At 64.4% G+C, this 19,925-nt stretch carries 16 protein-coding genes; 2 read left to right on the forward strand and 14 right to left on the reverse strand.

Annotated elements, in window-relative coordinates; translation table 11 throughout:
• Positions 1–134 precede the first annotated feature (134 nt).
• Positions 135–2,261 (forward strand): polyphosphate kinase 1, encoded by a 2,127-nt coding sequence (gene ppk1, locus ACIP1U_RS08225; RefSeq protein ID WP_400313690.1) that lies wholly within the window; start codon positions 135–137, stop codon positions 2,259–2,261.
• Positions 2,262–2,333: 72 nt separating this feature from the next.
• On the opposite strand, the gene phoR is transcribed toward ppk1, so the two are convergent.
• From phoR to ACIP1U_RS08280, 11 genes are all read right to left on the reverse strand, one after another.
• On the reverse strand, positions 2,334–3,698 hold the full coding sequence (phoR, locus tag ACIP1U_RS08230; protein ID WP_400313693.1) for a phosphate regulon sensor histidine kinase PhoR: 1,365 nt from the start codon (positions 3,696–3,698) through the stop codon (positions 2,334–2,336).
• A 135-nt stretch (positions 3,699–3,833) separates the two neighbouring features.
• Positions 3,834–4,541, reverse strand: a complete 708-nt coding sequence (gene phoB, locus ACIP1U_RS08235; protein WP_133096101.1) for a phosphate regulon transcriptional regulator PhoB — start codon at positions 4,539–4,541, stop codon at positions 3,834–3,836.
• Positions 4,542–4,568: 27 nt separating this feature from the next.
• The gene (phoU, locus tag ACIP1U_RS08240; protein WP_209753752.1) at positions 4,569–5,273 is read right to left on the reverse strand and encodes a phosphate signaling complex protein PhoU; all 705 of its coding nucleotides are present in this window, start codon (positions 5,271–5,273) and stop codon (positions 4,569–4,571) included.
• Between the two features lie 59 nt (positions 5,274–5,332).
• Positions 5,333–6,121, reverse strand: a complete 789-nt coding sequence (pstB, locus tag ACIP1U_RS08245) for a phosphate ABC transporter ATP-binding protein PstB (RefSeq protein WP_400313697.1) — start codon at positions 6,119–6,121, stop codon at positions 5,333–5,335.
• 67 nt (positions 6,122–6,188) lie between these two features.
• Positions 6,189–7,094, reverse strand: coding sequence for a phosphate ABC transporter permease PstA (gene pstA, locus ACIP1U_RS08250; protein WP_400313850.1), 906 nt, complete (start codon positions 7,092–7,094; stop codon positions 6,189–6,191).
• Positions 7,095–7,099: 5 nt separating this feature from the next.
• A complete protein-coding gene (gene pstC / locus ACIP1U_RS08255) occupies positions 7,100–8,068 on the reverse strand; it encodes a phosphate ABC transporter permease PstC (RefSeq protein ID WP_400313699.1) in 969 nt (322 codons plus the stop codon).
• Between the two features lie 123 nt (positions 8,069–8,191).
• A complete protein-coding gene (gene pstS, locus ACIP1U_RS08260; protein WP_400313702.1) occupies positions 8,192–9,223 on the reverse strand; it encodes a phosphate ABC transporter substrate-binding protein PstS in 1,032 nt (343 codons plus the stop codon).
• A 231-nt stretch (positions 9,224–9,454) separates the two neighbouring features.
• Positions 9,455–10,798 (reverse strand): phosphoglucosamine mutase, encoded by a 1,344-nt coding sequence (glmM, locus tag ACIP1U_RS08265; RefSeq protein ID WP_400313705.1) that lies wholly within the window; start codon positions 10,796–10,798, stop codon positions 9,455–9,457.
• A gap of 79 nt (positions 10,799–10,877) precedes the next feature.
• Complete coding sequence (gene folP / locus ACIP1U_RS08270; RefSeq protein WP_400313708.1) at positions 10,878–11,753, reverse strand: dihydropteroate synthase; 876 nt, start codon at positions 11,751–11,753, stop codon at positions 10,878–10,880.
• Positions 11,754–11,887: 134 nt separating this feature from the next.
• On the reverse strand, positions 11,888–13,771 hold the full coding sequence (gene ftsH / locus ACIP1U_RS08275) for an ATP-dependent zinc metalloprotease FtsH (RefSeq protein ID WP_029046380.1): 1,884 nt from the start codon (positions 13,769–13,771) through the stop codon (positions 11,888–11,890).
• 151 nt (positions 13,772–13,922) lie between these two features.
• Positions 13,923–14,588 carry an RlmE family RNA methyltransferase gene (locus ACIP1U_RS08280; RefSeq protein WP_400313712.1) on the reverse strand — a complete coding sequence of 222 codons (666 nt, stop codon included), beginning with the start codon at positions 14,586–14,588 and terminating at the stop codon, positions 13,923–13,925.
• A gap of 198 nt (positions 14,589–14,786) precedes the next feature.
• Between ACIP1U_RS08280 and ACIP1U_RS08285 the strand changes: the two genes are divergently transcribed.
• Positions 14,787–15,290, forward strand: a complete 504-nt coding sequence (locus ACIP1U_RS08285; RefSeq protein ID WP_400313715.1) for a YhbY family RNA-binding protein — start codon at positions 14,787–14,789, stop codon at positions 15,288–15,290.
• Positions 15,291–15,345: 55 nt separating this feature from the next.
• Here ACIP1U_RS08285 and ACIP1U_RS08290 read toward each other — a convergent pair whose 3' ends face one another.
• The 3 genes from ACIP1U_RS08290 to carB form a co-directional block, all read right to left on the reverse strand.
• Positions 15,346–15,849, reverse strand: a complete 504-nt coding sequence (locus ACIP1U_RS08290; protein ID WP_400313717.1) for a DUF4149 domain-containing protein — start codon at positions 15,847–15,849, stop codon at positions 15,346–15,348.
• A gap of 58 nt (positions 15,850–15,907) precedes the next feature.
• Complete coding sequence (greA, locus tag ACIP1U_RS08295) at positions 15,908–16,384, reverse strand: transcription elongation factor GreA (RefSeq protein ID WP_063238187.1); 477 nt, start codon at positions 16,382–16,384, stop codon at positions 15,908–15,910.
• Positions 16,385–16,648: 264 nt separating this feature from the next.
• Complete coding sequence (gene carB / locus ACIP1U_RS08300) at positions 16,649–19,897, reverse strand: carbamoyl-phosphate synthase large subunit (RefSeq protein ID WP_400313719.1); 3,249 nt, start codon at positions 19,895–19,897, stop codon at positions 16,649–16,651.
• Between the last annotated feature and the right edge of the window lie 28 nt (positions 19,898–19,925).

Genomic DNA, 19,925 nt, shown 5'->3' on the forward strand with positions numbered 1-19,925 from the left:
TGGTTCGCGTTCGTGTTGCGTGCCTCGGCCCCGGGGCAGGTGTCCCGCTGCCGGCGCTCGCGCCCCGGAAAAATATGTCCTTGGCGTGTCCGCCTCATGACAAAATCAAACTGTCATAAAATCGACACGATTCTATGGAAAAGTCGCCACATTACCAAAAGAAGGCCACAACCATGTCGACGACACCGTCCGGCACGCTGCTCAATCGCGAGCTGGGCATCCTGGAATTCAATGCCCGCGTCCTGGCGCAAGCCGCGGACCCTAAAGTGCCGTTGCTGGAGAGGCTGAAGTTTATCTGCATCGTGTCCAGCAATCTGGACGAGTTCTTTGAAATCCGCATGGCGGGCCTGAAGGAACAGATGCGCGACAACGCTTCGGGGCTGACGCCGGACGGCCTGTCCTTCCTGCAGACTTACCAGCTTGTCACCGAGCGCACGCAGCGGCTTGTTGCTTCGCAGTATGACATGCTGCAGAACACCATTTTTCCACTACTTGAAAAAGAAGGTGTCTTTTTCCACCTGACCACGACCTGGACGGACGCTCAGCGCGAATGGGCGCGCGAGTTCTTCCAGCGCGAGCTGGCGCCGGTGCTGACGCCGATCGCGCTCGACCCCGCCCACCCCTTCCCGCGCGTGCTCAACAAGAGCCTGAACTTCGTGGTCGAGTTGTCCGGCAAGGATGCCTTCGGCCGCGACGCCGACCTCGCCATCGTGCAGGCGCCGCGCGCGCTGCCGCGCGTGGTGAAGATGCCGGAGAAGCTGTCGGGCTACCCCTTCGGTTTCGTGATGCTGTCGTCGTTCATGCAGGGCTTCGTGCATGAGTTGTTCCCAGCGATCGCGGTGCACGGCTGCTACCAGTTCCGCGTCACGCGCAACTCCGACCTGTTCGTTTCCGAGGACGAGATCACCGACCTGCGCGAAGCGCTGCAGGGCGAACTGCCGACGCGTCATTTCGGCGACACGGTGCGACTGGAGGTATCCTCCGATACCCCGATGCCACTGGCACGCCGGCTGCTGCTGGAATCGGGCCTGAGCGAGCAGGACCTGTACCGTGTCTCCGGCCCGGTGAACCTGGTGCGGCTGATGCAGATCCCCGACATGGTCGATCGCCCCGCCCTCAAGTACCCGCCCTATGTGCCGGCGCCGGTGAAGCCGTTTGCCGCGGGGGCCTCGATGTTCGACGTGATGCGCCAGCAGGACGTGCTGCTGCACCACCCATACGAGAGCTTCAGTTCCGTACTCGACCTGCTGCAACTGGCAGCCGCAGATCCCAACGTGGTCGCGATCAAGCAGACCGTCTACCGCACCGGCAACGAATCGCTGGTGATGGAAGCGCTGATGACCGCCGCGCGCAACGGCAAGGAAGTCACCGTGGTGGTGGAGCTGCTCGCGCGCTTCGACGAAGAGACCAATATTAACTGGGCCGAGCGGCTCGAATCGGCCGGTGCACACGTAATCTATGGCGTGGTCGGGCACAAGTGCCACGCCAAGATGCTGCTGATCGTGCGGCGCGAGCCGACCGGGCCCAAGGCCAAGCAGGTCAAGCTGCGCCGCTACGCCCACCTGGGCACGGGCAACTACCATCCGCGCACAGCGCGCCTCTACACCGACTTCGGGTTGCTGACCGCCGACGAGGCGATCTGTGAAGACGTGCACCACGTGTTCCAGCTGCTGACCGGCACCGCCGGCACGATCCGGCTGAACCATCTGTGGCAGTCGCCGTTCACCATGCAGACCAATCTGGTTGACCATATCCGCGCCGAGTCTCGCCACGCGCGCGCCGGCAAGCCGGCCCGGATCATCGCCAAGATGAATGCGCTGCTGGAGCCGTCGATCATCGACGAGCTCTACAAGGCCTCGCGCGCGGGGGTGAAGATCGACCTGATCGTGCGTGGCGTCTGCGCGCTGATGCCGGGCGTGCCGGGCATGTCCGAGAACATCTCGGTGCGCTCGATCGTCGGGCGCTTCCTGGAACACCATCGCGTCTATTATTTCGGCGCGGGCGGCGAAGAGGTGCTGTATCTGTCCAGCGCCGACTGGATGGATCGCAACCTGTTCCGCCGCGTCGAGGTTGCCTTCCCCGTGCTGGACAAGGCGCTGAAGGCACGCGTGATCAAGGAAAGCTTGCAGGTGCACCTGCGCGACAATGCTTCCGCGTGGATCATGCAGCCGGACGGCAACTATGTGCGCAAGCAGACACGCTCCAGGCATCCGCGTGTCAGCCAGAACGACATGCTGGCGATGTTCGGCGGCAATCTGTGATGCATGCGTGAAAAGCAACAAGCCCCGCCGCGGCGGGGCTTGTTGCTTTGGCGGACCGGTGAGGCGAACCGCTCAGGCGGCCCGGCGCGAAGAATCCGGTGCCTGCGGTGACGCCGGCACGGCGGCCGCCGCATCGTTCAGGCTGCGCACGCTGCGCTCCAGCGGGAAGATGATGCGGAACACACTGCCGCGCCCTTCCTCGCTGGTCACGCGCAGGTCGGCATGGTGGCGCGACAGCACGTGCTTGACGATGGCCAGGCCCAGCCCGGTGCCGCCGGTATCGCGTGAACGGCTGCGGTCGACGCGGTAGAAGCGCTCGGTCAGGCGCGGAATATGTTCGGCGGCGATGCCAAGCCCGGTGTCGGCCACCGAGAACACGGCATGGCCCTCTTCCCAGCCCAGCCGCAACGAGATGCGCCCGCCCTCCGGTGTGTAGCGCACTGCGTTGGACACCAGGTTGCCCAGCGCCGACAACAGCTCGGTCTCGGCACCGCGGAATCCCACCGTGGGGTCGATCTCGGCCGCAATCTTGTGCCGGCCTTGCGACAGCGCCTCGGCATCATGCATCAGGTGCGCGACCATCGCCTGCACGGCCACCATGTCGTTGCCCGGCGGCTGCGCATCGCTTTCCAGCTTGGCCAGCGCCAGCAGGTCTTCGACGATGCTCTGCATGCGCATCGATTGCACCAGCATCATGTCGACATAGCGGCGGCGATCGTCTTCCGACACCGGCAGGTCGCGCACGGTTTCCAGGAAACCGGTCAGCACCGTCAGCGGCGTCTTGAGCTCATGCGAAACGTTGGCGACAAAGTCGCGGCGCATCGCTTCGGTGTTTTCCAGCTTGGTGATGTCCTGCGTGATCACTAGCTTGCGGTTGTCGCCGTAGGGCAGGATCTGCACCGCGATCACGCTGTGCTTGTGTTCGCCCATGTCGCGCATCACCAGCGGATCGTCGAAGCGCTGCCGCGTCAGGTAGTGGACAAACTCGGGCCGGCGGATCAGGTGCGTGATGCGCTGGCGCACGTCGCGGCGCGCGTTCAGGCCGAAGTGCTGCTCGGCCACGTCGTTGCACCATTCGATCTGGTCGGCATCGTCCAGCATCAGCACGCCATTAGGCGAGGCCTGGATGGCCTGGATAAAGCGGGTGTGCTGCTGCTCGACCTGCAGCACCTGCGTGCGCCAGCGCTTGACCAGCCGGTGCAGCCGGTAATACACCTCGCCCCAGAGGCCCACGGCGCTTGGGATCTCGCCGTAGACGGGCGCGTCCAGCACTTTCCACAGGCGGTTGATCTGGTAGAGGTAGAAGCAAAGCAGCCCGAACAGCACCGCGCAGGCTAGTGTCAGCGCGGCGACCGGACCAAAGGCCAGGTAAACGCCGGCAGATACCACCAACAGGCCGATCAGGATGGCCGCGGAACGGGCCCAGATGACATTCATGCGCAGGGTTCATGCTCGCGGCCGGCAGCGGCCGCATGGGTTGCGACGGAGTGTGCCACGAATTCGCCGCGCCCTGCCAGCAGCGTGGGTTAGTAGCGCGGGGCGAATGGCGCCGCCCCGTGCCAACCGGGCGCCTCAGGCGCCGGGAGCGCGCGCGAGGCGGTAGCCGCTACCGCGCACGGTTTCGATCATGTTGCTGTAGCCACCCGGGGTAAGCGCTGCGCGCAGGCGCTTGATGTGCACGTCGACGGTGCGCTCTTCGACAAAGACGTGGTCGCCCCAGACCTGGTCGAGCAGCTGCGAGCGGCTGTGCACGCGCTCCGGATGGGTCATCAGGAAGTGCAGCAGGCGAAACTCGGTCGGGCCGAGGTCCAGCTTGATCGGGCCGCTGTCGTCCTCGCCGGTGACACGATGCGTGGCCGGATCCAGCCGCAGGCCATTGATCGCCACCACGTCGTCGGTCAGCTGCGGCGCGCGGCGGCGCAGCACGGCCTTGATGCGGGCCAGCAACTCCTTGGGCGAAAACGGCTTGGTCACGTAGTCGTCGGCACCGGCCTCCAGGCCCATCACCTTGTCCTGCTCCTCGCCGCGGGCGGTCAGCATGATGATCGGGATCTGGCGGGTGCGGTCGTTGGCCCGCAACTCCTTGGCGAAGGTCGCGCCCGACTTGCCCGGGAGCATCCAGTCCAGCAGCACCAGGTCGGGCAGTACGTCGCTCATCAGCGACAGCGCCTGCTCGGCGTTATAGGCCCGGATCGGATAGTGCCCCGCGTGCTGCAGATTGACGGCGATCAGTTCGGCGATCGCCGGTTCGTCTTCGACAACGAGAATACTGCTCGGCATGTGTATCGTTCTCCGCAATCAGGCGGCTCAGCTCAGGGCTTCGCGCTCCATGTCCTCGCGCGAGACATGGCGGACGTCCGTCCCCTTGACAATGTAAATGATAAATTCCGCGATATTCTTGGCGTGGTCGCCGATGCGCTCCACCGCCTTGGCGATAAAGAGGAAATCCAGCGCGACCGAGATCGTACGCGGGTCTTCCATCATGTAAGTGATCAGCTTGCGCACGAAGCCGCGGAATTCCTCGTCGATCGCCTTGTCGTCCTTGACGATGCGTGCCGCGGCCACGGTATCCAGGCGGGCGAAGGCATCCAGCGCCTGGCGCAGCAGCGAGATCGCCATCTCGCCCGACAGCTTCACTTCGGCATAGTTGATGCTGTGCGCCGACGCGTCTTCCATGATGTGCTTGGTGCGCTTGGCGATCTTTTCTGCCTCGTCGCCGGCGCGCTCCAGGTTGGTGATGGTCTTGGAAATGGCCATCACCAGGCGCAGGTCGCGCGCGGTCGGCTGGCGCCGGGCGATGATGTTGCCGCAGTCGGCATCGATCTCCACCTCCAGCGCGTTGAGCTGCTGCTCGCGTGCGATGACCTGGTCGGCCAGGTCGGCGTCAAAGTCGGCCAGCGCGCGCATGGCCACTTCGATCTGAGACTCGACCAGCCCGCCCATCTGCAGCAGCTTGGTGTTGATCGCATTGAGGTCGGCGTCGAACTGGGTCGACAGGTGCTTGTCAGTCATGGGTTTCTCCTGGCCGCTATGGATATGCTAATCCTTGCCCTGCTTTCCAGCGTCGGGAATCAGCCGAACCGGCCGGTGATGTAGTCTTCCGTTTCCTTGCGGTGCGGCTTGATGAAGATCTTCTCGGTCTCGCCAAATTCGATCAGCTCGCCCAGGTACATGTAGGCGGTGTAGTCGGAGCAGCGCGCGGCCTGCTGCATGTTGTGCGTGACGATCACCACGGTGTATTCGTCCTTCAGCTCGGCGATCAGCTCTTCGATGCGGCCGGTGGAGATCGGGTCCAGCGCCGAGCACGGCTCGTCCAGCAGCAGCACTTCCGGGCGGATGGCGATACCGCGCGCGATGCAAAGACGCTGCTGCTGACCGCCGGACAGGCCGTAGCCGGACTGGTGCAGTTTGTCCTTGGCCTCGTTCCACAGCGCCGCCTTGGTCAGCGCCCATTCCACGCGGTCATCCATCTCCGAGCGCGACAGCTTCTCGAACAGGCGCACGCCGAAGGCGATGTTGTCGTAGATCGACATCGGGAACGGCGTCGGCTTCTGGAACACCATGCCGACCTTGGCGCGCAGCAGGGCGATGTCCTGCTTGGCGGTCAGCAGGTTGTCGCCGTCCATGTTGATCTCGCCCTCGGCACGCTGCTCGGGGTACAGCGCGTACATCTTGTTGAACGTACGCAGCAGCGTCGACTTGCCGCAGCCGGACGGGCCGATGAAAGCCGTGACCTTGCGCTCGGGGATCGACATGTTGATGTTCTTCAGCGCATGGAACTGGCTGTAGTAGAAATTCAGGTTGCGCACGTCGATCTTGGCGCGTACCGAATCAGGAATGTCGATGACGGTGGAGGTCATTGCGTTCTCTCGCTTGCAGTCAGCTTGCAGTCTTCAGGTCGAAACGTGGGATAGGTCGTCCCGCCGCTCATTTATTCTTGAACAGGATGCGCGCCAGGATGTTCAGGGCCAGCACGCCGATCGTAATCAGGAACACGCCCGCCCAGGCCAGTTGCTGCCATTCGGTGAACGGGCTCATGGCGAAGCGGAAGATGGTCACCGGCAGGTTGGCCATCGGCTTGTTCAGGTCGGAGGTCCAGAACTGGTTGGACAGCGCGGTGAACAACAGCGGCGCGGTTTCACCGGCAATACGCGCCACCGCCAGCAATACGCCCGTCACAATGCCGGCATACGATGACTTCACCGTGATCGACATCACCATCTTCCACTTGGGCGTGCCCAGTGCAAAGGCGGCCTCGCGCAGCGAGTTGGGCACCAGGTTCAGCATGTTCTCGGTGGTGCGCACCACGATCGGGATCTGCAGCAGCGCCAGCGCGCAGATGCCGGCCCAGCCCGAGAAATGGCCCATGCGGGTCACCACCAGGGCGTAGACAAAGAGGCCGATCACGATCGACGGCGCCGACAGCAGGATGTCGTTGATAAAGCGGATAAAGCTGGCCAGCGGCGAACGCTGGCCATATTCGGCCAGGTAGATGCCGGCCAGGATGCCCAGCGGCGTGCCGAACAGGGTGGCCATGCCCACCATCACGAAGCTGCCGAAGATGGCGTTTGCCAGACCACCGCCGGCGGTGTTTGGCGCCGGCGTCATCTGCGTGAACAGATCCAGCGACAGGCCGCCGACGCCCAGCGTGACGGTGGTCCACAGGATCCACGCCAGCCAGAACAGGCCAAAGCCCATCGCCACCAGCGAAGCGGTCAGCGCGTACAGGTTGACGCGGCGGCGGCGACCCTGCAGGCGCGCGCGCACGGCATCGGCATCGGGACGGACGGCGGGGATCGATACGGAAGACACAGCCTGGCTCGCTTGGGTCATTTGGCTCATTTGGCGCCCTCATTCTTGGCGAGTCGCAGCAGCAACAGCTTGGACAACGCCAGCACCACGAAGGTAATGAAGAACAGGATCAGGCCCAACTCCATCAGCGCGGCCGTATGCAGGCCGGGGCCGGCTTCGGCGAACTCGTTGGCGAGCGCCGAGGTGATGCTGTTGCCCGGCGAGAACAGCGAGGCGCTGTCCAGCAGGTTGGTATTGCCGATCACGAAGGTGACGGCCATGGTCTCGCCCAGCGCGCGTCCGAGGCCCAGCATCACGCCGCCGATGACGCCGGCGCGGGTGTAGGGCAGCACCACGTTCCACATCACTTCCCAGGTCGTGCAGCCCACGCCGTAGGCGGATTCCTTGAGCAGCACCGGGGTGACTTCGAACACGTCGCGCATCACCGAGGCGATGTAGGGGATGATCATGATCGCCAGGATCACGCCCGCGCACAGCAGGCCGATGCCCAGCGGCGCACCCTGGAACAGCTTGCCGACCACCGGCAGCTGGCCAACCGTGGCGGCCAGGGGCTTCTGGAAATACTCGCCGAAGATCGGCGCGAACACGAGCAAGCCCCACATGCCGTACACGATCGACGGCACCGCGGCCAGCAGCTCGATCGCGGTGCCGAGCGGGCGGCGCAGCCAGGCGGGCGACAGCTCGGTCAGGAACAGGGCGATGCCGAAGCTCACCGGCACCGCGATGATCAGCGCGATCAGCGAGGTCACGATGGTGCCGTAGATGGGCACCAGCGCGCCGTAGACATCGGCGGGAGGATCCCACTCCGCGGACCACAGGAAGCGCGCGCCGAAGGCCTCGATCGAGGGCCAGGCGCTGATCGCCAGCGAGACGATAATGCCGCCCATCAGCAGCAGCGTCACGATGGCGGCGCCGCGCGTCAGGCCGCCGAACAAAATGTCGCCGAGCCGGCTCGGAGGCTGGACGCCGCGGGTGTCGGAAGGGATAGTCGCCATGTCGGAGAATTCAGGGTGGATCGCCACTCCCGCCCGGGCGGGCGGGGAGCACGATGTCCGGGCGAGAGTCAGGCTGCCTGGACATCGGCCCCGCGCGAGCGCGGGGCCGGCGATGCCGTCAGATCAGTACAGCGCCTTGCCCGAGGCGTCCTTGACGCTGGACTTCCAGGTCGAGCGGATCTGGTTCACCACGTTTTCCGGCAGCGGCACGTAGTCCAGGTCGGCGGCCATGCCGGCGCCGCTCTTGTAGGCCCAGTCGAAGAACTTCAGCACTTCGGCGCCCTGCGCCGGCTTTTCCTGGTTCTTGTGGACCAGGATAAAGGTGGCGCCGGCGATCGGCCAGGCGTCCTTGCCCGGCTGGTTGGTCAGGATCTGGTAGTAGGTCTTGGTCCAGTCCGCGCCGGCGGCGGCGGCCTTGAAGGCATCGTCGCCCGGCTTGACCACCGCACCCGACGCATTCTTCATGTTCACGTGGGTCATCTTGTTCTGCTTGGCGTAGGCGTACTCGACGTAGCCAATGGCGCCGTTCAGGCGCTGCACGAAGGCGGCCACGCCTTCGTTGCCCTTGCCACCGGTGCCGCCGCCCGGCCAGTTGACCGTGGTGCCCTCGCCCACCGCGCCCTTCCAGTCAGCGCTGACCTTGGACAGGTAGTTGGTGAAGATGAAAGTGGTGCCCGAACCGTCGGCGCGGCGCACCGGCAGGATGTCCTGGCTCGGCAGCTTGGCTTGCGGGTTCAGCGCCTTGATGGCGGGGTCGTCCCACTTCTTGATCTTGCCCAGGTAGATATTGGCCAGCACCTCGCCGGTGATGGTCAGTTCGCCCGGCTTCACGCCTTGCAGGTTGATCACCGGCACCACGCCGCCGATCACCGTCGGGAACTGGACCAGGCCCTGCTTGTTCAGTTCCTCGTCCTTCAGCGGCGCGTCCGAGGCGCCAAAATCGACCGTCTTGGCGCCAATCTGCTTGATGCCGCCCGACGAGCCGATGGATTGATAGTTGACCTTGTTGCCCGTTGCTTTGTTGTATGCGTCGGCCCACTTGGAATACACGGGCGCCGGGAAGGAAGCGCCTGCACCGGTAATTTCCGCCGCGAACGCAGTACCCGCTACGACCATCGAAACGATGCCTGCCACGGCAGTCTTGACCAGCTTCATATGTCCTCCAGAGAACATTGGTTGGGAATGACAAATTTTTGACAAGACGAACTGTATGCTCCCTGTATGACAATTCCGTGACATCTTTAAATCTTCTTGAAAGCCGCTGCCAGCTTGGGTTTCAAGACGCCATCGCGCTGTCATGTCGATGCAATATGACGGCGGTTAATTGCAAAATTACCTAAAAAAGCGCCGGGATCAGCCCCGGCGTTTACGTCACAGTGCGACGGATCAAGCGCTCAGCGCGTCGGCCAGCGTCTTTGCGGCATGTTCGGCCATTTCGGCCTGTTCGGCCTCCACCATCACCCGTACCACCGGCTCTGTACCGGAGGCGCGGATCAGCACCCGGCCACGACCTTCAAGTGCCGGCTCGACCGCGGCACGCGCGGCTTGCAGCCCGGCATGCGACTGCCAGTCGAAGCCCTTCTGCACGCGCACGTTGATCAGGGTCTGCGGGAACAGCGAGACACCCTCCAGCAACTGCGCCAGCATTTTGCCGCTACGGCGCAGTGCCGCCAGCACCTGCAGCGCCGAGACGATGCCATCGCCAGTGCTGTGGCGATCGAGGCACAGCAGGTGGCCGGAGCCCTCGCCACCCAGCGTCCACTTGCGCTTGTTCAGTTCTTCCAGCACATAGCGGTCGCCGACCTTGGCGCGCACGAATTCCACGCCCTGGCGCTGCAGCGCCAGTTCCACGGCCATATTGGTCATCAGCGTGCCCACCGCGCCCGGCACCAACTGTCCGGTGGCCTGGCGGTCGCGCACGATCAGGTACAGCAGTTCGTCGCCGTTATAGAGACGGCCATCGGCGTCCACCACCTGCAGCCGGTCAGCGTCGCCGTCGAAGGCCAGGCCCAGGTCGGCGCCGTTGGCCTTGACCGCTTCAATCAGCCTGGCAGGCGCGGTGGCGCCATAGCCTGCGTTGATATTGCGGCCGTCCGGCTGGTTGCCGATCGAGATCACGTCGGCGCCAAGTTCATGGAAGACGTGCGGCGCGATGTGGTAGGCGGCGCCATGCGCGCAGTCGACCACCAGCCTCAGGCCGTGCAGGTCCTGCTCATGCGGGAAGGTGCTCTTGCAGAACTCGATGTAGCGGCCCGGGGCGTCGTTAATGCGGCGGGCGCGGCCCAGGTCGTCGGAGGGCGCGCACAACATCGGCTCGTCGATGGCGGCCTCGATCTCGGCCTCGACCGCGTCGGGCAGCTTGTCGCCGTCGGCGGAGAAGAACTTGATGCCGTTGTCGTAGTACGGGTTGTGGCTGGCCGAGATCACCACGCCGGCAGACAGGCGCAAAGCGCGCGTCAGGTAGGCAATGCCCGGCGTCGGCAGCGGCCCGGTCAGCAGCACGTGCACGCCGGCCGAAGTGAAGCCAGCTTCCAGCGCCGCTTCGAGCATATAGCCCGAAATGCGGGTGTCCTTGCCGATCAGCACGGTCGGGCGCCCTTGCCCGGTCTTGGCGCCGTGCGCCAGCACCTTGCCGGCTGCATGGCCCAGGCGCATCACGAAGTCGGGGGTGATCGGCGCCTCGCCAACGCGCCCCCGGATGCCATCGGTCCCGAAATACTTGCGTGTCATTCGCTGTTCCCTTTCTGTTCTGTCTTGCGTTGCTCTGCCTGGCGCTCTGCGGCGCCTGCCTTGCGTGGACAGCGGCGGTTCAGGCTGCCGTGACGGACTCGTTGCGCACGGCCCACCAGGTCTTGACCGCGTCCACCGTCTGCTCCACATCATGCACGCGTACGATAAACGCACCGCGCTCTACCGCACACACTGCGGCAGCAATGCTGGCAGCAATTCGTTGCTGTGGCGGACGGCCACCCAGGATCGCGCCCAGCGTAGATTTGCGCGAGATCCCCGCCAGTACCGGCAGCCCTTCCAGCGCCACCCGCGGCAACTGGCCCAGCAGGCGCAGATTATGATCCGGCGTCTTGCCAAAGCCAAACCCCGGATCGAGGGATAGGCGAGCGTCGTCGATGCCGGCAGCGCGCAGCACGGCAATCCGTTCGGCCAGAAAATCCGCCACCTCACTGACCACATCCTCGTAGTGCGGGTCTTCCTGCATGGTTTGAGGGTCGCGCTGCATGTGCATCACGCACAGCCCGGCCTGTCCCGCCTCCGGCGCCGCCAGTGCCTCCACCGCGCCCGGCATGCGAAAGCCCCAGATATCGTTGATGAGATCCGCACCGGCCGCAAGCGCAGCGCGCATGACCTCGGGCTTGTAAGTGTCGATCGACAGCGGCTTACCGCAGCCGCGCAGGGCCTCGACCACAGGGATCACGCGTGCCAGTTCATCCTCGAGCGGCAGCGCGGCCGAGCCCGGCCGGCTGGATTCGCCGCCGATATCGATAATGTCCACGCCCTCCGCGATCATCTGCTCGGCATGGCGCACGGCGGCATCGCGGCTGGCGTGCTGGCCGCCGTCCGAGAAGGAATCGGGCGTCACGTTGAGGATGCCCATCACAAGCGGGCGCTGGTCTAGCGCAAAGCGGAAACGTCCGCACTGGAAATACCGGGTCTGTGGAGTCTGCTGCAAGGTCGGAATACTCAATCAGGCGGTGCGCGAACCCGGTCGCGCAAAAGGAAAAGCCGGTGCACCAGGCACCGGCTTCAGGGTCATGCATTACACAGCCAGCATGCAGGCGTTTTCAGGCCGACGAACGGATGCGATCAGGCCGTGGCAGGCGCGTTGGTCGGCGCCACCGGCGAACCGCCCGAAGGCGTGCTACCGCCACCGTTCGGACCCGACGCACTGCGCGGCGGGCGCGGCGGCTTGCCAGCCATGATGTCGTTGACCTGGTCGGCGTCGATGGTTTCCCACTCCATCAGCGCGTTGGTCATGGCCTCGACCTTGTCGCGGTTATCTTCGAGCAGGCGCTTGGCCAGCGCGTATTGCTCGTCGATGATGCGGCGGATCTCGGCGTCGACCTTCTGCTGCGTGGCTTCCGACACGGTCTTCGAAGACAGCTTGCCGAACATGCCGTCCTGCTCGGTATCCACGTAGACCATGGCGCCGAGCGAATCACTCATGCCGAAGCGGGTCACCATGTCGCGGGCGATCTTGGTAGCGCGCTCGAAGTCGTTGGATGCGCCGGTGCTCATGGCGTTGAGGAAGACCTCTTCCGCCGCCCGGCCGCCGAAGAGGATTGCGACCTCTTCCAGCATGCTGTCCTTGTACTTCGAATACTTGTCATGCTCGGGCAGCTGCCAGGTCACGCCCAGCGCCCAGCCACGCGGCATGATGGTGACCTTGTGCACCGGGTCGGCCTTGGGCAGCAGCTTAGCAACCACCGCATGGCCCGACTCGTGGTAAGCCGTGGCACGACGCTCTTCCTCGCGCATGACCGTCGACTTCCGCTCCGGACCCATGTAGATCTTGTCCTTGGCGTCCTCGAAGTCCTGCATGTCGACCACGCGCTTGTTGCGGCGGGCAGCAAACAGCGCAGCTTCGTTGACCAGGTTGGCCAGGTCGGCGCCCGAAAAGCCCGGGGTACCACGCGCGATCACGGAGGCATCGACGTCGTTGCCGATCGGCACCTTGCGCATATGGACCTTCAGGATCTGCTCGCGGCCGCGGATATCCGGCAGCCCCACGTAGACCTGGCGGTCGAAACGGCCCGGACGCAGCAGCGCCTTGTCCAGTACGTCGGCACGGTTAGTCGCGGCGATCACGATCACGCCCGAGTTCGCCTCGAAGCCGTCCATCTCGACCAGCATCTGGTTCAGCGTCTGCTCGCGCTCGTCGTTGCCGCCGCCCATGCCGGCACCACGATGGCGGCCGACCGCGTCGATTTCATCGATGAACACGATGCAGGGAGCCTGCTTCTTGGCGTTCTCGAACATGTCGCGAACACGCGCCGCGCCCACGCCGACGAACATTTCAACGAAGTCCGAACCCGAGATGCTGAAGAATGGCACCTTGGCCTCGCCGGCGATGGCACGCGCCAGCAGCGTCTTGCCGGTACCCGGAGGGCCGACCAGCAGCACGCCGCGCGGGATGCGCCCGCCCAGCTTCTGGAATTTCTGCGGATCCTTCAGGAAGTCGACCAGTTCGACCACTTCTTCCTTGGACTCGTCGCAGCCAGCCACGTCCTGGAATGTGACAGCGTTCTGGTTCTCGTCGATCAGGCGCGCACGCGACTTGCCGAATGAGAACGCGCCGCCTTTCCCGCCGCCTTGCATCTGGCGCATCATGTAGAACCAGAACACGATGATCAGCAGGGTCGGCCCGAGGTAATACAGCGCCTGGACCAGCACGTTGGGTTCGTCATCCGCCTTGCCGGTCACCTGGACGCCATACTTCATCAGGTCGCCGACCATCCAGATGTCGCCCGGCGAAATGATGGTGTACTTGGCGCCTTCCTTGGGCGAGACCACCAGGTTGCGGCCCTGCACGTCGACACGCGACACCTTGCCGTTCTTGGCGTCATCCATGAACTGCGAATAGGTGACGCTGTCCTGCGCACGGGGCTTGTCGAACTGCTTGAAGACGGTAAACAAAACCAGCGCGATCACGAGCCAGATTGCCGCCTTTTGAAACAGGTTGTTATTCAAGGCCGAACTCCTTTGCAATTGCCTTGCCAACGGATAGCTGCATTGTAATGCAGCGCCCGCCCTCGGGGGGAAACAGCGAAACTATGACGCCGATAGCTGCGGGTGGGGCACTTTCGCCCTCTTATTTCACCCTGTCCTTGATCGGGATCGGTCAATCCACCGCCTTCAGGTAGCGCCCAAGGATAAAGGTTTCGGAAGATTTGTCGCGTGACGCCTTGGGCTTGCGCTTCGCGACCACTTTGAACTGCCGTTTGAACTTCTCCACGATCTGGCTGTAGCCGCTCCCGTGGAAACACTTTACCAGCAATGCGCCTTCCGGCTTCAGGTGGGCCTGCGCAAACTCAAGGGCCAGATCGCACAAGTACTCGATCCGGGCCGAATCGGCAGAGGCCACACCAGACAAATTGGGGGCCATGTCTGAGATAACAAGGTCGATCTTGTCGCCGCCGGAGGCCTCCAGCACGACATCTTCGAGCTGGCGGAAGACTTCTTCCTCGCGGAAATCACCCTGGATAAAAGTGACGTCCGCGACAGCCTCCATCGGCAGGATATCGATGGCCACCACCGCTCCGTCGATCTTTCCGTCCTTGGCCCGCGGTGAAGCCGCCAGCTTGTTGCGGGCGTACTGGCTCCAGCTGCCTGGCGCCGCCCCCAGGTCGACGATCACCTGGCCCGGATGGATCAGCTTGTCCTGCTCGTCAATTTCCTTGAGCTTGTATGCCGCGCGGGCACGATAGCCCTCCCGCTGCGCCATCTTCACGTAGGGGTCGTTGATGTGGTCGTGCAGCCACGAATGGTTAAACTTGTTCTTTGCCATGCCAGTTCCAGCCTGTTGCCTGCCCCGGCACGCGGCCAATGCCACATGCGCAAGGTTTTTGTACTGTTTTGATGATTTTGCCGCCCGACAGTGCCGGATTGACGGATAATACGCGCCAATTCGCGCTCCGCCCGCCTGCCTTGCCGGCACCCGCCGGGCCTGCAGCGCACAAAACTCCAGCGCCAGTGGCGCCTACCTATGCCCGCACTACAACTGATTCCTGCCCAGCGCTCCGAACTGCGCTCCCGTGCCCATGCCCTGAACCCGGTCGTCATGGTTGGGGCCGAAGGCCTTACCGGTGCCGTGCTCGCCGAGATCGACCGCAGCCTGGCTGCGCACGACCTGATCAAGATCCGCGTATTCGGCGATGACCGCGACGCTCGCATTGCCATCTACGAAGAAATCTGTGACGCGCTGCACGCCGCGCCGATCCAGCATATCGGCAAGCTGCTGGTGGTCTGGCGCCCGGGCGAGGCGCGCCTGAAGGAAAACCAGCCGGATGGCCTGGGTCGCCTTGCCCCGGCCCGCCGCGGCGGCGCCGCGCCGCGCACGGTGACGGTCAAGAAACCCAGCGCCGCACCGAATCGGCGCCCGACCCGCAAGGAAGTGACCGTACTCGGCAACGAGCGCGTCACGGCGGGCGGCAACGTCAAGCGCGCGCGCGCGCGGCCGACCAGCCAGAAGAAGAAAGCCCTGGGCTGACCGGCCCGCTGCCCCACTGCTTTTATGCGCGGCCACCACCCGGTGGCCGCAGCACTCACTCCCCGGCCGAACGCGGCGCCGAAGCGCGCCACACCAGCACCAGTGCGAGCAGGCTTTGCAGCAGGTAGAAAGCACTCGACACGCCGTGCAGCATGCCGAACTGCGCCTGGTAAGGCGATTCCGAAACCCCCAGCCCCAGCGCCTGCGCCTTTTCCTTCAGGCTGCCCATGAACGGCTGGATGCCGAAGTAGCCAACCAGCACGCAGCACAGCATGCCGAGCACCAGCCAGCGCAGGCTGCGATAGCGGCTGGCGCCGCGGCGGATCATCACGTTGCACAGCACCAACTGCAACACGCCGATGGTCACGCCGACGATGGCTTCGATATGGAACAAGTGACCCGCGATCATACCGGCCATCTCGCGGCTGGGCAGTACCGAGAACAGCGTTGGCGCCACCATGTAGCCAACCGTCCACAAGCTGCCTGCCCACACCACCGTCAGCAGCAGGAATAGCCGGTGCGGCAGCGGCGGCAGGCTGTTATAGGAAGAAGAGAACACTTGCCGGTCTTTCCGGTGGCCGGATGGCGGGCAACTGCCCCACCCGGCCCGACCGGCCTCAGATATAGCGGACGGTAATGACTTCGTACTCGCGCTCGCCGCCAGGGGCCAGCACGGTGGCGACGTCGCCTTCGAACTTGCCGATCAGCGCACGCGCGATCGGCGAACTGACCGAGATCTTGCCGGTGTCGAGGTCGGCCTCGTCATCGCCCACGATCTGGTAGCTGACCGGCCTGCCGGACTCCAGGTCTTCCAGGTCGACGGTCGCGCCGAAGACGATGCGGCCGTCGGTATCCAGCTGGGTCGGATCGATGACCTGCGCAGTCGACAGCTTGGACTCCACTTCGAGGATGCGGCCTTCGATAAAGGCCTGCTTTTCCTTGGCGGCGTCGTACTCGGCGTTTTCAGAAAGGTCGCCTTGAGCGCGTGCTTCGGAGATGGCATTGATCACCGCCGGACGCTCGACAGCCTTGAGGCGCTGCAGCTCTTCCTTGAGCAGCTCGGCGCCACGCTTGGTAATCGGAATGGTGCTCATGTCTTCGTTCAACAAAAAAATGAGCCGCAGCGGAGCTGGAGCCATCCTGGCAATACCTGCCAGGGCACTTCCGCTCAACCGCGGCTTTCAGACAGGACCGAAGGGCCGCACACTGCTTATGCGGTGTGCCAGGCCGATTCGATCGACGAATTTGACGTAGTTTAGGCCAAGAAGCCCGCCGGCATCAACACCGGCGGGCTTCCGGGCGCTGCAACCCCTTGACCGGGCGCAAGCGCCCGGCGGGATGGCAATGTGCAGCTTGGCTTACGCCAGCGTGCCATGCAGGCCTTGCAGGTCATAGACCTCCAGGCTCTGCATGTGCTTCAGCCCTTCCACCGCGGCGCTGGCGCCGGCGATGGTGGTGTAGTAAGGCACGCGGTTAGCCAGCGCCGAGGTACGGATCGAACGCGAATCCGCGATCGCGCCGCGGGTCTCGTCGACGGTGGTGAACACCAGCGCCAGTTCGCCGTTCTTGATCATGTCGACGATGTGCGGACGCCCGTCCTTGACCTTGTTCACCACCTTGACCGGGATGCCGGCGGCTTCGATGGCCGAAGCGGTGCCGCGGGTGGCGACGATCGGGTAACCCAGGTCGTGCAGCATACGGGCGACGGCAACCGCGCGCGGCTTGTCGCTGTCCTTCACGGTGATCAGCACGGTGCCCTTTTCCGGCAGGCGCGAACCCGCGGCCAGCTGGCTCTTGAACAGTGCTTCGCCGAAAGTCTTGCCCACGCCCATCACTTCGCCGGTGGAGCGCATTTCAGGTCCGAGGACCGGATCGACGCCCGGGAACTTGTTGAACGGGAACACGGCTTCCTTGACGCTGTAGTACGGCGGCACCACCTCGTCGGTAACGCCCTGCTCGTCCAGCGACTGGCCAGCCATGCAGCGCGCGGCGATCTTGGCCAGCTGCATGCCGGTGGCCTTCGACACGTACGGCACGGTACGCGAGGCGCGCGGGTTCACTTCCAGCACGTACACGGTATCGACACCGTTGTTCTGCTGGATGGCGAACTGCACGTTCATCAGGCCGACCACGTTCAGCGCCTTGGCCATAGCGGCGGTCTGGCGCTTCAGCTCGGCCACGGTCTCGGCCGACAGCGAGTACGGCGGCAGCGAGCAGGCGGAGTCGCCCGAGTGCACGCCGGCCTGCTCGATGTGCTCCATCACGCCGCCGATGAACACGCGCTTGCCGTCGCTCAGGGCGTCGACATCGCACTCGATGGCGTCATTCAGGAAACGGTCCAGCAGCACCGGGGAATCGTTCGACACCTTGACGGCCTCGCGCATGTAGCGCTCGAGGTCGCGCGGCTCGTGCACGATTTCCATCGCGCGGCCGCCCAGCACATACGATGGGCGCACCACCAGCGGGTAGCCGATTTCCTCGGCCAGGCGCAGCGCTTCGTCCTCGGCACGCGCGGTGCGGTTGGGCGGCTGGCGCAGGCCCAGTTCCTGCAACAGCTTCTGGAAGCGCTCGCGGTCTTCCGCGGCGTCGATCATGTCGGGGCTGGTACCGATGATGGGCACGCCATTGCGCTCCAGGTCGAGCGCCAGCTTCAGCGGAGTCTGGCCGCCGTACTGCACGATCACGCCGACCGGCTTCTCGATCGCGACGATCTCCAGCACATCTTCCAGCGTCACCGGCTCGAAATACAGGCGGTCCGAAGTGTCATAGTCGGTCGACACGGTTTCCGGGTTGCAGTTGACCATGATGGTCTCGTACCCGTCTTCGCGCAGCGCCAGCGCGGCGTGCACGCAGCAGTAGTCGAACTCGATGCCCTGGCCGATCCGGTTCGGGCCGCCCCCCAGCACCATGATCTTCTTCTTGTCGGTCGGATTGGCTTCGCACTCGCCATGCTCGGCCTCATAGGTCGAGTACATGTAGGCGGTGTTGGTCGCGAATTCGGCCGCGCAGGTGTCCACGCGCTTGTAGACCGGGCGCACGTTCTGGGCGATGCGCGCCTCGCGCACGGCGCGGGCGTCGGTCTTCAGCAGCCGGGCCAGGCGGCGGTCGGAGAAGCCCTTCTGCTTCAGGAAGCGCAACTCGGCGGCCGACAGGCTGTCCAGCGTGCGCGTCTTGACCAGGTTTTCGGTCTTGACGATGTCTTCGATCTGGGCCAGGAACCAGGGATCGATGTCGGTCTCGGCATAGACTTCTTCCAGCGACATGCCCAGGCGGAACGCATCGCCCACATACCAGATGCGGTCCGGGCCGGCTTCGCCGATTTCCTCGACCACTTCATCACGGTTCGACGACTTCTCGTCCAGGCCGTCCACGCCGACTTCCAGGCCGCGCAGCGCCTTCTGGAACGATTCCTGGAAGGTGCGGCCCATGGCCATCACCTCGCCCACCGACTTCATCTGGGTGGTCAGGTGGCTGTCGGCCTGCGGGAATTTCTCGAAGGCGAAACGCGGCACCTTGGTGACCACGTAGTCGATCGACGGCTCGAACGAGGCCGGGGTCGCGCCGCCGGTGATTTCGTTCTTCAGCTCGTCCAGCGTGTAGCCCACGGCCAGCTTGGCCGCGACCTTGGCGATCGGGAAGCCGGTGGCCTTGGAGGCCAGCGCCGACGAACGCGACACACGCGGGTTCATCTCGATGACGATCATGCGACCGTCCTTCGGGTTGATCGAGAACTGCACGTTGGAGCCGCCGGTATCGACGCCGATCTCGCGCAGCACGGCCAGCGAGGCGTTGCGCAGGATCTGGTATTCCTTGTCGGTCAGGGTCTGGGCCGGGGCGACGGTGATCGAGTCGCCGGTGTGGATGCCCATCGGGTCCAGGTTCTCGATCGAGCAGATGATGATGCAGTTGTCCTGCTTGTCGCGGACCACTTCCATCTCATACTCTTTCCAGCCCAGCAGCGATTCTTCGATCAGCAGCTCGCGCGTCGGCGACAGGTCCAGGCCGCGCTTGCAGATCTCTTCGAATTCTTCGCGGTTGTAGGCAATGCCGCCGCCGGTGCCGCCCAGCGTGAACGACGGGCGGATCACGATCGGGTAGCCGCCGCTGCCGGTTTCCTGGGCGATGCGCGACTGCACGGCCATGGCTTCGTCCATCGAGTGGGCGATGCCCGACTTGGCCGAGCCCAGACCGATCTTGGTCATGGCATCCTTGAACTTCTGGCGGTCCTCGGCCTTGTCGATGGCTTCGGGCGACGCGCCGATCAGTTCGACCTTGTACTTGTCCAGCACGCCGTGGCGGTGCAGGTCCAGCGCGCAGTTCAGCGCAGTCTGGCCGCCCATGGTCGGCAGGATCGCGTCAGGACGCTCCTTCTCGATGATGCGCTCGACCACTTCCCAGGTAATCGGCTCGATGTAGGTCACATCGGCCGTGTTGGGGTCGGTCATGATGGTCGCCGGGTTCGAGTTGACCAGGATGACCTTGAAGCCTTCTTCGCGCAGGGCCTTGCAGGCCTGGGCGCCGGAGTAGTCGAACTCGCACGCCTGGCCAATGATGATGGGGCCCGCGCCGATGATCAGGATGCTCTTGATGTCTGTGCGTTTTGGCATTGCACGCTCTCTTTATGGGCCGGCCCGC

Source organism: Cupriavidus sp. NPDC089707, assembly GCF_044748965.1.
Taxonomy (GTDB): Bacteria; Pseudomonadota; Gammaproteobacteria; order Burkholderiales; family Burkholderiaceae; genus Cupriavidus.